Here is a 12377-nt window from a genome sequence, read left to right as displayed (position 1 = left end):
AAGTGTCAGCCTTTTGCAAAGCCATAGACTGACACAAGAATTTATATGCTAACCAAGCTTATCTTTTAATTGAGCGTATTGATAATATCCCCATTGCCCAAAGCGTCTGAGGCTTGGAAAGGGTAAATAAGGCAGTGGTGTTCGATACAAAGGCAAGTTTGGCACTGTGACTCCCGCGATTTGTTGCGCCAGTCTATACGCGGCCTGCGCACTAAAAGAGACGCCAGCACCACAATATCCTAAGGTATAGCCAATATTGCCTTGCACAGTGACGTGAGGCATATCGTCGAGCGCAGCCGCAATATAACCATGCCAATAATAGTCATGACTGATGTTGCTTAGAGTCGGGAAGCAATCAGCCAAGCCTTTCTTTAGATTATTTAAATAGGTTGGCTTATTTTGATCTTTGGCAAAAATTGCACCACGGCCGCCAAATAACAAGCGATTATCAGGCAATAAACGGTAATAGTATTTTAAGGTGCGCGTATCCATCGTCACTTGGTGGGTTTTTAGCCCAGAGCTTTGCAGTTGCGCTTGGGTGAGCGGTTTTGTCACCATTATGCTACTGAGGATAGGTAGATAGCGGTTATTAATAAGTGGCGAAGTCATCTTACTGTTATAGGCGTTTCCTGAAATCACCAACTTATTGGCCTTGATATTAAAGCCGTTGGCTTTTAGGGTCACATGATTACCAGCGTCGTTAATATCGCTTGCAAGTGTGTGCTCAAATATTTTTACGCCAGCCTCCATGGCCATTTTTTTATAACCCAACACAAGCTTAAGTGGATGAATACCAAAGCCATCGGGTAAATGCATCGCACCATAGGCTTGTTGGTTGTGCATATAGTTCGCTTTTAATTCATCTGTAGATAAAAATTCAGCATCACTTGAAAGGTGTGTTTGTAAGAACTCTGCTTGCGCTTTAAGGCCTGCAAAGGCTTGCTGGTTATGTGCTATTTTTAGGTAGCCTTTTGGTTGCGGGTCACACTCGATCTGTTGGCTTTTAATCAGATCTTCTACCCGTTGCACCGCTTCTGTAAATTCACCATAAATCCCTTGGCAAACATCCATGCCCCATTTATTTGCCATTTGCGGGTAGCTCAAACGTCCAGAGCCTTTCAGCACAAACCCTGCATTTCGCGCACTGGCACCAAAACCGACTTGATTTGCTTCAAGCACAATACATTCTTGCTGATGCTCAGTTGCTAAATAATAGGCAGTGAGCAAACCACTAAAACCGCCGCCAATGATGACGACATCGCAATTTGTGTCAGACGTGATAGCTGGCTGTAAGTCAGGCAATGCTTGGGTACTGGCCCAATAGCTAGGTGCAAAGGCTTGGTTTTGGCAGTGCTGCGCACTAATAGGGTCGTAATATTTGCTCATGATTTATTGTTATTTGAAGAATAAAAGCACTGAGCAGTGTATTACTTGAAAGGGGAGAAGTAAAAGGCCACGAATGTGGCCTTTGTAATTTTTTAGTTTAAAGAAGCGCTTAAATTAATGTACAAATAATTGCTAAACTTTTCTTTTGTGAGGTGCTTACCTTGTGCTATTTCTTCAATTAACCCATCTACACTCTTCTTGTCTGTTGGGTTGCCTGCATAACCATATAAAAAGATATCCAACTGTTCAAGTGTGGCATTTCCAACTGGTTCTGGGAAAACATCGCCAAACGATAGATCTGGCACTTGACCTTGAATATAACCTTGAATACTCATATCAAAACGCGTTTCGGCAGCATCATCCACTAAAAAACTGAAGTCGATATATACACTTGTCAGTCTGCTATCAGCTGAGCTGAAGTCATAGCTTAAATCACTTGCGGTTGCGAATGCGATTAAGTCTTCACTCAGACTTGTCGGGGGGGTCGGTAATTCATTTAAAACATATGAACCATCACTGTTAACTCTACTTCTAGCATGCGTATTAATCCTAACATTTACGTCTCCAACATTGTTAGAATCACCAAATGATTGGCGATAAAAGCTGTGATCTGTAAGTGAAGGGAAAACATATAGAGGGCTTAAGTCATTCGCAAAAGTGTATTGCCAGAATCTATAGCTATGAGTTTTCTCAAAGTAACCGACAGTTGTTATAAAATTTGCGTTCGAACTGATCTGATGAGTAACTTCAACTCCCTGATGTGAAAAGTCTTCGTCTGTTAGCTTTATGACATTCGAATCGTTTGGTACCTTGATAATAGTTGCTTTTGCTTCACTTTTATCTCCGGCAACGACAGAAAAGTAGGTTTCTTCTTGTGAGCATACTTGGATCGAGTCACTGACCGTTGTTGTATAGCCATTATACAAAGAATATCCAGACTGTAAGAAAGACAGTTCTGAGGTATCTAGGGTATAAGTATCACAACCACAATCACTTTGGTCACGATAAAAAGTAAACTTACCCAAATTCGTTCTGTTCTCTGTATCTAAAAGTGTATGTATTTTTTTATAAGTACCATCATCAGCATCAACTTCATCACCTAATACTGAAACGTGTTTAGTGTCTTTTGGTACTTCACCTGAAAACACGCCTTCAGCATTGGTTTTGGCTGTGCCTACAGGTTTACCTGCTTCGTCATGAAAAACGATGTCGGTTGCATATGGAGTTTCTGTTTGGCAAGAATATGTGTAGGCCTCCAGTGATATTTTTTGTAGTGGTGCAGTAACGCCACCACCAGTACCAGGACCTTTTTCAGGAGTGTTTGTACCAGATGAACCGCCGCCACACGCCGTTAAAGTAAGTGTTAATGCTGCAAGAGGAGTGAGTAAATGTTTTTTCATTATTTGTCTTTTATCTTGTTTTTATTGAATAAATTATCTCACTTTCGGATGTTTGGTGAAAGAATGTAGAGAGTTTGGAATGTGATGAAATGTAAACAAAGAATGAAAAGGTTTGGTGTTGTGGAGGCTGATGTGGATTAGGAAAATAAGGTGCAGAGTATAGACCTAGGCATACTGCACCTTATTGGATTAACACTCAAAAGTGTTACTTGGGTTAATAGGCGTTAACCAAGCTTAAGCAGGTAACTGCGTTAGCTTATTTGGTTGAGACCGTATCTAACCAAGCATGAAAGTCAGCGTCCATGCTGGTACCCCAATTTTTTACGATTTTTTGATAGCGCGGGTAATCGCCGCGACGCACATGAAATAGCATCTCTTCGACTTTATCGCGTTGTTTTTCCATCATGTAGCGCACTGCTAAGTAGCCCCAGCGATAGATACGGTCGGTATTCCAGTTTGCGCTGTTGTTATAAAACAATTCGCTCAATTGATAGGTTTTTTTGCCAGCCAACGCAAGTGCACGCGGGTTATTGTTCATATGGGCAACATATTCACCTAGTCCTTCGCCCCACCAAATTAAATAAGGCGGCTCAGCAGCGGGCTCTGGACAATATTCTGGACCATAGTGATTATCATGAGGCGGCGCGCAGTAATCACCATAAGTATTAAAACGACCATCTAAATAGTGCACAAACTCATGGTTTAAGTTCCATACGGTGCCCTTTTTCAAATAGGCCACATACTCGGCACTGTTGTCTTCTAAATGTGGTAAACCTTCGAGGTACATGCCACCATTGTTAGACGGTACGTCAAAATGATCGGTGACATACTTTACGTAGTCTTCACGGCTGGCGTAAATATTGGCGCGCAACACATCATTGTTGTCGTGTAATAGTGGCTTACCACGCGTATTGAATAGAGTGTGAAAACGCTTTTCTGTTTCTAGCAGTAATTTACAAGAATCTTCGATATTTTGCTGCGACATGGCTTGGAAGCGTAAGACCAAGTTATCAGCGCAGTAATGCTGATTTGCAAGCACTTGGTTGATCTTCGCTTCATTGCGTTTCCAAGCTGGAATATAGACTTCACCTTCTTTAACGACATTGCCATATGCCAGCTTTACTTTACTGTAATCTACGACATCGGCTGGTTGCTCAGTGGTTTGACAGCCAGCAAGCACGGCAAGCGATAGAACCGCGGTTATTATTTTTGCTTTCATTGCTTCAAGTATCCAAATGCTCAATATGAATTTTGTATACATTATACTTATTTTGATTTTGAATACAGCAAAGAAAGTCGATTATTTAGTTTTTTGTACTAATTCACTAAATGAATAGCGTTATTTCGAGGTCTATTTAAAGGCACAAAAAAGCCAACCTAAAAGGTTGGCTTGAGTTTCATAATGCAAGTATGACAACGTGTTATGAATTTTTGAAACTACCTAAATCTTAAATTTTCTCGAGAAAGCTCTGAGATGGACTTACACCCCATTAGGCGCATATCTCTAATGAGCTCTTGTTGCATAAGCCCAAGTGCACGCTCAACACCAGGTTGACCTGCAGCGGCAAGGGGGTATAAATACATACGGCCAATGCCCACGGCTTTTGCACCTAGTGAAAGCGCTTTTAAAACATGGGTGCCACGTTGAATGCCGCTGTCGAAAAGCACATCAATTTTATCGCCGACGGCATCGACGATTTCAGCTAACTGATCGAATGAACTGCGAGCGCCATCGAGTTGACGACCGCCATGGTTGGAGATCACAATACCCGTACAGCCAATATCAACTGCGCGTTTGGCATCTTCAACGGTCATAATGCCTTTCAGGCAAAACTGGCCATCCCAAAACTTCACCATTTCGGCCACGTCATCCCAGTTCATGGTGGGGTCGAGCATATTGGTGAAGTAGTCACCAATAGAGCTGGTGCTGCTCCCCATGTTTATGTGTGCGTCAAGCTGCGGCAGACTGAATTTCTCGTGGAATACGTAGTTCAGCCCCCACATTGGTTTAATAGCAAACTGGAGCAAGCCTGCCAGTGTTAAACGAAACGGAATCGAAAACCCAGTGCGCAAATCGCGTTCACGGTTGCCACCTGTGATTGAATCAACAGTTAGCATCATCACTTCGACTCCTGCCGCTTTAGCACGCTCCATCATGGCACGGTTTAACCCTCGGTCTTTGTGAAAATAGAATTGATATACCTGTGGCGTCGAGGTTTGCTGAGCAATCTCTTCTAAACTGACGGTGCCAAGTGAAGACACACCAAACATGGTGCCGTATTTTTCAGCGGCTCCCGCAGTTGCGCGCTCACCTTGATGATGAAACAGTCTTTGCAATGCGGTAGGCGAGCAATACACTGGCATGTCGAGCTTTTGGCCCATGACAGTAACAGATAAATCAATATCTTCGACTCCCGTCAGTACGCTCGGTAGTAAATCACAACCTTCGAACGCCTCTGTATTGCGACGATAAGTAGTCTCATCGTCAGCGCCACCATCGATGTAGTTAAAGATTGGGCCGGGCAAACGTTGCTTTGCCAGTTTTCTAAAGTCTTGAAAGTTGTAGCATTGATTAAGGCGCATAACAGGTGTCCTAAGTGTTATCAGAAGTATGAGCACTGCTGTGTTTTGCGAAGTGTATGGCTGAAAACCACCAAGCGTTAATAGCAATAATAGAAAAGCATTTTTGCCAAATTGGCAACCTAACCATGTTAAATGGTTTAACACACAGCTGAATAGATCGCGCGACGCTTGCTTAATCTCCGATAAAGACTCGGTTTAATGTTAATGACTTGCTAAATCAGCTCATCAGGAGATTTCTACATTCTGTACTTTTTGGAAAAAGTCTTTGGCTTTATGTCCATTTATCGAAAGGTTAGCTGCCCGTAAATTTTCTCCCGACAACACATATAACAATAAACCTAAACTGAGGAGTGCGTGGTGAAACAGCTATCAAATAAAGTCGTTTTAGGGTTAGGTGCATGTGCACTGAGCCTTGCATCACAAGCGCAAGCTGTAGAAATACTGAACGTTAAACAGGGTGAAAAACAAACTAAGGTGGCAATTGGCGGTTACGGTAAGGTCGATATTCGTCATGTCTCTGGTGATGTGGCTTATCAAGATTATTGGCTAGCAAATTTTCCAGGAGGTGCAGCACAAGATACCTCGCATACGGCATTTAATGTTAAAGAGTCTCGGGTGAATTTAACCGTGCAGCATGGCGACATTAAAGGTTTTGTTGAGATGGATTTCTATGGCGGCGGCGGTAACGAAGTAGTCAGTAATTCATCAAACCCGCGCCTAAGACATTTATATATTCAGTATAAGAACTGGATGGCGGGTCAAAACTGGACCACCTTTATGCCACTACATGCACTGCCAGAGTCACTTGATTTCGGTGGCCCACACGCCGGTGAGGTCTTTATTCGTCAAACTCAACTGAGATACACCCATGGTGCGTGGCAGTTTGCCATTGAAAACCCAGAGACTAATGGTGACGGAGATGTCGGCAGCAGTGTCAGTGGCGTGGGTGTTACTGGTGCTCAGGCAGATAACGATGAATCGCTACCAGATTTTATTGCCCGTTATAACCATAAAGCGGATTGGGGCATGGTATCTGTCGCTGGCCTGTTACGCAAAGTTGACCAAGGCGGCCTAGATAAAACGGCGACTGCATTTAACATCGCGGCAAAAATTAACACCGTTGGTAAAGATGATCTACGTTTTCAGGTAACCAGCGGAGATGCTGGGCGCTACGTTGCAGCGGGCATTACTCCTGACATAGTTACCGCAGAGGGCAAGCAAACAGCCGAAGTCGAAAGTACGGTGGCCTATGCGATAGCATATAGACACTTTTGGACGCCAAAGTTACGTTCATCGGTGTTTTACGGCAGTGCCTCAACAGATGTACTTGAGCGCAAGCGCAGTCATTTTGGCGTGAACTTGATCACCAGCTACAACGAATACTTAGATTTAGGGGTTGAGCTAGGTAACTTTAGTGTTGACGACGAACGCATGCAGAACATTGATTCAAATTACTTACAATTCAGTGCCAAACTAAAGTTTTAACTAAAGGTTTTAATTAAAAGTTCTATAACTTTGTTTTAGTAAAAAGAGTATCTTCATTTAATAAAGATACTCTTTTTTTGCTAAATACGCGTCACGTAAATGCTCAACGAGCAAGTTAAGCTTTTTGTCTGGCTGGCGCGATTTTGGATAGACCGCATATACTCCAAGCTCTTTTGCTGTGTAATCAGCTAGCAAAGACACTAATCTGCCTGACATTAAATCATCATGAACCAGTGCGCGAGGCAAATACGCAATGCCGAAGTTGGTTGCGGCAGCATCGCGGATCGCCGCAAGACTATTGGTATAAAAACGCCCTTGCACCTGTACGTTTGCCTCTACACCATCTTGTTGGAATAGCCAGTTATCAGGGCCAACGCCTTCATATTTGTAAATTAGACATTCATGTTTAAGCAAGTCATTGGGTTTATGAGGAATACCATGCTGATTTAAGTAGCTAGGGCTGGCACATACAATCCACTGGGAATTAATAAGCCTTCTTGCGACCAAAGAAGAGTCTTCAAGAAAAGCGGTTCTGATGGCTAAATCAAAGCCTTCATCAAGAATATTGACCAATCGATTGCTGACATGAAGTTCAACCTCAACATCAGGGTAGAGTTGGCAAAATTCAGCAATGGCTTTACTGAGTAATAGATTCGCTGAAACTGATGGCACAGTCACGCGAATTTTACCGCGCACGGCATCACCATAGCCTGTCACTGTGTCTTGTGCATCTTGCAGTGCTTGCTTGGCTAAGCGCGCCTTACCGTAAAGGGCTTGTCCTGCATCGGTTAAGCTGAGTTTGCGGGTAGTGCGATACAATAATTGTACATTTAAGGCTTTTTCTAAACGGCTGATCCGTTTGCTCACCACAGAATTTGTCATTTCAAGTTTTTCAGCGAGTTTAGAAAACGAGCCTTCATCAACGACTTGAACAAACAAGAAAATATCATCAGATTTAACCATAAATACACCTAACAGCCTCTTTCAACGATATTGATTATGTCAAAAAAGGAAAAAAACATTCTCTTTAATGAATATATATTAATAGTTAACAGAGTTGTACATTTCTATAAATTTTGTTTACTCGATGCTTATGTATCAATAATTAAATAAATCACAAATAAGCACGTTGTGGGTAAGTAAAACAATAAAAACTGGACAACAAGAGAAAGTAATATGAACGAATTAACACTAGGTGCATTGGCTTTATTGCCAATAGCATTAGCAGCTCTGCTGCTGGTGGGCCTGAGTTGGCCTGCGAAAAAAGCCATGCCTGTGGTGCTAGCAACGACTGCCGCACTGGCGCTCTTTGTATGGGATATGTCGACCAATCGCGTGTTAGCGTCAATTCTACAAGGTTTGGGGATCACCTTCTCTATCTTGTGGATAGTTTTTGGCGCAATTTTTTTATTGAATATGCTAAAGCATACGGGGGCCATAGGTGTCATCCGTGAAGGATTTATGCATGTCTCGCCCGATAGACGTGTTCAAGCCATTGTGATTGCATGGTGCTTTGGCACGTTTATAGAAGGCGCCTCTGGCTTTGGTACGCCTGCGGCAATCGCAGCGCCATTATTGGTTGCAATCGGCTTTCCAGCTTTAGCAGCAGTGTTAATGGGCATGATGATCCAAAGTACGCCAGTCTCTTTTGGTGCTGTGGGCACACCTATTATCATCGGTGTAAATAAAGGGTTAGATACCACGGCAATTTCAGCTCAGCTTGCGACCCAAGGCTGGACGTGGGAGCAATATCTGCAGCTTATCACCACCAATGTTTCAATTATTCATGCCATTGTAGGTACTGTGATGCCGTTGTTTATGGTGATGATGCTGACACGTTTTTTTGGACAAAACAAAAGCTGGAAAGAAGGCCTTGAAGTGTTAACGTTTGCTATTTTTGCTGGCTTAGCCTTCACCATTCCTTACGCATTAACTGGGATTTTTCTTGGCCCTGAATTTCCATCGCTCCTTGGCGGTTTAGTGAGTATTGCCATTGTTGTTACCGCCGCTAAAAAAGGGTTTTTAGTGCCTAAAACCCAGTGGGATTTTGCCAATAAAGAGACTTGGCCTAAACAGTGGTTGGGCAACCTAGAGATTAAAGCTGAAAACATCAGCGGTAGCCGCTCAATGTCTATTGTTGTGGCTTGGGTGCCTTACCTAATTGTTGCGGCTTTATTGGTTTTTTCTCGTGTATTTGCAGAATTTAAAGGGTTACTAACTGGTTTTAGTATCAGTTTCAGTAATATTCTCGGTGAAACTGGGGTGAGCGCTTCTTTTGCCCCTTTATATTTGCCAGGTGGATTAATGGTGATTGCTGCTTTGGTGGCGCTTATTTTACAAGGTCAACCGGGTCAAAAAGGTCAAATCGTGCGAAGTGCATTTGGTGAATCGATCAAAACCGTGATCAGTGCAGGCTTTGTTTTAATGTTTACCGTGCCTATGGTTCGCCTATTTATTAATTCAGGTGTGAACCTATCCGATTTACCTAGTATGCCAATGGCCAGTGCCCAGATGTTTGCCACTTGGTTTGGTGAGGCTTTTCCCCTTGTAAGCCCAACCATTGGTGCACTAGGTGCCTTTATTGCAGGGTCTAATACCGTATCAAATATGATGTTTAGTCAATTTCAGTTTGAAGCGGCAATGAGTTTAGGGTTATCGCCAGCATTGATCATCGCAGCACAAGCAGTGGGAGCTGCAGCAGGTAACATGATTGCGATTCATAATGTGGTCGCGGCAAGTGCAACAGTTGGCTTATTGGGTCAAGAAGGGGCCACACTCAGACGCACAATTGTGCCAACCTTATATTATGTTTTGGCGTCAGGCGCCTTAGTGATGACAGCCTTATATGTTTTGAATATTGCAGGACCGTTAAGTCATTAAAATGGAGAAGAATATGAACAACCAGCAGTTATTGGCCGCTTTAAGCAAAGTGTTAGGCAGTGAGAATGTGCAAACTCAAGCCAATAAAACTGAGCACTATAGAACGGGCTGGCGCTCGGGAGGCGGCAGTGCGCTGGCTGTTCTATTTCCGCAAAATTTATTGGCATTTTGGCATGCGTTAGAGCTCTGTGTTGAAGCTGACTGCATTATGATCATGCAAGCGGCGAATACCGGCTTAACCGAAGGCTCAACGCCTTCGAGTGATGGCTATGATAGAGACATAGTGATCTTTAACACTTTGGCGATGGACGACTTAGTGGTTCTAGAGCAGGGCAAGCAAGTGTTAAGCTTTCCCGGTACTACGCTACATAAGTTAGAAAAAACCTTAAAGCCGTTATCAAGAGCACCACACTCTGTGATTGGTTCTTCTTGTTTAGGCGCATCGATTGTTGGCGGAGTGGCAAACAACTCAGGTGGGGCATTGGTAAAGCGTGGACCAGCGTACACTGAGTTGTCACTCTTTGCCCGCGTTGATGAAAAAGGCCAATTGCATTTAGTGAACCACTTAGGCATTGAATTGGGTGAAACCCCTGAAGAGATCTTAAAAAACCTGATGTCGGGTAATTTTGCTCATAACAACCTGGTTACCGATAAAAAAGCCAGTGCGACAGACTATGAAGGTTTATTGCGCGATGTAAATGCTGATACGCCCAGTCGTTTTAATGCCGATACCTCAAAGCTTTATGAGGCCAGTGGCTGTGCAGGTAAAATAGCTGTGTTTGCTGTGCGCCTTGATACCTTTGCAGTACCGAGCCAAGAGCAGACATTTTATGTGGGCACCAATGACCCTAAGACCTTAAGTGATTTACGTCGTCACATATTATCTGAATTCAAAAACTTGCCCGAAGTGGGAGAGTATCTGCACCGCGAAATCTTCGATATCGCAGAAAAATATGGCAAAGATACCTTCTTAAGTATTCAGCATTTAGGCACGGATAGACTACCTAAGTTGTTTGCCTTAAAAGGGCGATTAGATGCGACTTTTAAGAAGTGGCAGTTTATGCCGCGCAACTTCACCGACAAGGTAATGCAATGGGCAAGCTACTTATTCCCACAGCATTTACCTAAGCGCATGCTGGAATTTAGAGATAAATACGAGCATCACTTAATTTTAAAAATGAGTGATGGCGGTATTGCCGAAGCCAAACAGTTTCTAAAGTCGTATTTTGCTCAAAACCCACAAGCGGGCGGGTATTTTGAGTGTACACCCGATGAAGCCAGTAAGGCGTATTTACAACGTTTTGCAGCAGCAGGTGCCGCTATTCGCTATCAAGCATTACATGAAGATAAAGTGGGAGACATTTTAGCGCTCGATATTGCCCTACGTAGAAATGACTTTGATTGGGTTGAAGAGTTACCAGAAGACATTGCCAGTCAGGTCGATAAGCGCCTTTATTATGGGCATTTCTTCTGCCATGTATTTCATCAAGACTATGTGCTGAAAAAAGGCGCTGATGCTAAGAAAGTGAAAGCGCAAATGTTGGCTCTACTAGATTCTCGTGGCGCTAAGTACCCGGCTGAACACAATGTCGGTCATCTTTATGAAGCCGAAGAAGATGTAAAAGCATTTTATCGCTCATTAGACCCGACCAACCGCTTCAACCCAGGGGTAGGCAAGATGGAAAAACATAAACGTAATTGCTCATGTTGCTGATCTATTGAAGCGCATTATTGGCATATAAATTTTACCCGTTGTTCTCACCAAAGGCAGTCTAGTGCACTAGGCTGCTTTTTTATTATTTAGCCTAAAACTTGGTTTTATCATTCAAGACGTTGATAGTTAGTGTAGCTATCTTTCGAGGTTTCATTGAGCTCCATAAAGCCGGCGAAGGTGCCGCGCATCGTCATTTCAGCACTTAGAGGCAGAACTTGTTCTAACACTTCTGTGAAGGTTAACAGCATCTTAAATTGCTCTATGTTTGTCATCGCCATTGGGCTGAATTCAGCTAAATTCGTGATGGTGATTTGCTTAAGTAGCTGGTTTTTAGGCGAGACGACTAATGTGCCTTTTAGCTTACCAATGGCGTCATCACCGAGTTTTGGGATATTGACATCAAAACTTGCCGTAATCGCTTCGTTTACAGAATCGAGTAACAGTAATGAATCTATAGAAATGAGCTGCTCAAGTTTAATACTGAAGGTTTTCTTGTCTTTATTGCGTTGTTTTATAAAAGCGCGCTTTTGCTTGTCGGTCGCAGGCTTTTTGTCTTTAGTGAGCAGTTGCCACTTTTGTCCGTCGGGAAGCGCACCGTTAAATGCTGCAGTATAGTCTGTGATTTCTCCTTCTTCGTTCTCAAAGCTGTGTAGCTCAAACGCCCACTTTGTTTTGTCGACGTCTTTAATTCGCTGGATGGCATTCTGAACGACAGATTTTAAGTGTGACGCTTCAAATTGTGCTGCAATGGTGTGATTACTTAAAAATAACAACCAAAGAAGTAATAAAAGTTGAAAGATAGTTCGCATGGCTTTGCTCCTTAATTTTACTTGATGGTCGCAGGTCAGGTGTGAAATCAATGTGAAAGCAAAATAAGACTAAACTTAATGGCTGTGTAAGACGTAAAAATGAGTGATGAATGCAATAAG

9 protein-coding genes are annotated in these 12377 nt (G+C 43.0%); 3 read left to right on the top strand and 6 right to left on the bottom strand.

Annotated elements, in window-relative coordinates; all coding sequences use genetic code 11:
• Nucleotides 1-48: 48 nt before the first annotated feature.
• The 4 genes from ACH784_RS13670 to ACH784_RS13655 all read right to left on the bottom strand — a co-directional run bounded on the left by ACH784_RS13670 (nt 49) and on the right by ACH784_RS13655 (nt 5369).
• A complete protein-coding gene (locus tag ACH784_RS13670) occupies nt 49-1386 on the bottom strand; it encodes an NAD(P)/FAD-dependent oxidoreductase (protein ID WP_404391075.1) in 1338 nt (445 codons plus the stop codon).
• A 92-nt stretch (nt 1387-1478) separates the two neighbouring features.
• Nucleotides 1479-2786 (bottom strand): hypothetical protein, encoded by a 1308-nt coding sequence (locus tag ACH784_RS13665; protein ID WP_404391073.1) that lies wholly within the window; start codon nt 2784-2786, stop codon nt 1479-1481.
• A 256-nt stretch (nt 2787-3042) separates the two neighbouring features.
• Nucleotides 3043-4005 carry a collagenase gene (locus tag ACH784_RS13660; RefSeq protein ID WP_404391071.1) on the bottom strand — a complete coding sequence of 321 codons (963 nt, stop codon included), beginning with the start codon at nt 4003-4005 and terminating at the stop codon, nt 3043-3045.
• 218 nt (nt 4006-4223) lie between these two features.
• Nucleotides 4224-5369: an alpha-hydroxy acid oxidase gene (locus ACH784_RS13655; protein ID WP_404391069.1), complete on the bottom strand. Its 1146-nt coding sequence runs from the start codon at nt 5367-5369 to the stop codon at nt 4224-4226.
• A gap of 357 nt (nt 5370-5726) precedes the next feature.
• Between ACH784_RS13655 and ACH784_RS13650 the strand changes: the two genes are divergently transcribed.
• Nucleotides 5727-6854, top strand: a complete 1128-nt coding sequence (locus tag ACH784_RS13650; protein WP_404391067.1) for a DcaP family trimeric outer membrane transporter — start codon at nt 5727-5729, stop codon at nt 6852-6854.
• A gap of 57 nt (nt 6855-6911) precedes the next feature.
• Here ACH784_RS13650 and ACH784_RS13645 read toward each other — a convergent pair whose 3' ends face one another.
• Complete coding sequence (locus tag ACH784_RS13645; RefSeq protein ID WP_404391065.1) at nt 6912-7817, bottom strand: LysR family transcriptional regulator; 906 nt, start codon at nt 7815-7817, stop codon at nt 6912-6914.
• A 213-nt stretch (nt 7818-8030) separates the two neighbouring features.
• On the opposite strand from ACH784_RS13645, the gene ACH784_RS13640 reads away from it, so the two are divergent.
• Nucleotides 8031-9734 carry an L-lactate permease gene (locus tag ACH784_RS13640; protein WP_404391063.1) on the top strand — a complete coding sequence of 568 codons (1704 nt, stop codon included), beginning with the start codon at nt 8031-8033 and terminating at the stop codon, nt 9732-9734.
• Nucleotides 9735-9747: 13 nt separating this feature from the next.
• A complete protein-coding gene (dld, locus tag ACH784_RS13635; RefSeq protein ID WP_404391061.1) occupies nt 9748-11448 on the top strand; it encodes a D-lactate dehydrogenase in 1701 nt (566 codons plus the stop codon).
• Nucleotides 11449-11555: 107 nt separating this feature from the next.
• On the opposite strand, the gene ACH784_RS13630 is transcribed toward dld, so the two are convergent.
• The gene (locus ACH784_RS13630) at nt 11556-12257 is read right to left on the bottom strand and encodes a hypothetical protein (protein ID WP_404391059.1); all 702 of its coding nucleotides are present in this window, start codon (nt 12255-12257) and stop codon (nt 11556-11558) included.
• Nucleotides 12258-12377: the final 120 nt, after the last annotated feature.

Origin of the sequence: Pseudoalteromonas phenolica (assembly GCF_044788725.1) — a bacterium.
GTDB classification, from domain to species: domain Bacteria; phylum Pseudomonadota; class Gammaproteobacteria; order Enterobacterales; family Alteromonadaceae; genus Pseudoalteromonas; species Pseudoalteromonas phenolica_C.
This window is presented reverse-complemented; position numbering and strand designations above follow the sequence as displayed.

What these genes read in the sequence shown, in the direction of transcription:
- ACH784_RS13670 (WP_404391075.1), bottom strand. Translation starts at nt 1,386, where the DNA reads ATGAGCAAATATTACGACCCTATTAGTGCGCAGCACTGCCAAAACCAA.
- ACH784_RS13630 (WP_404391059.1), bottom strand. Translation starts at nt 12,257, where the DNA reads ATGCGAACTATCTTTCAACTTTTATTACTTCTTTGGTTGTTATTTTTA.
- ACH784_RS13660 (WP_404391071.1), bottom strand. Translation starts at nt 4,005, where the DNA reads ATGAAAGCAAAAATAATAACCGCGGTTCTATCGCTTGCCGTGCTTGCT.
- ACH784_RS13645 (WP_404391065.1), bottom strand. Translation starts at nt 7,817, where the DNA reads ATGGTTAAATCTGATGATATTTTCTTGTTTGTTCAAGTCGTTGATGAA.
- ACH784_RS13665 (WP_404391073.1), bottom strand. Translation starts at nt 2,786, where the DNA reads ATGAAAAAACATTTACTCACTCCTCTTGCAGCATTAACACTTACTTTA.
- ACH784_RS13640 (WP_404391063.1), top strand. Translation starts at nt 8,031, where the DNA reads ATGAACGAATTAACACTAGGTGCATTGGCTTTATTGCCAATAGCATTA.
- dld (WP_404391061.1), top strand. Translation starts at nt 9,748, where the DNA reads ATGAACAACCAGCAGTTATTGGCCGCTTTAAGCAAAGTGTTAGGCAGT.
- ACH784_RS13655 (WP_404391069.1), bottom strand. Translation starts at nt 5,369, where the DNA reads ATGCGCCTTAATCAATGCTACAACTTTCAAGACTTTAGAAAACTGGCA.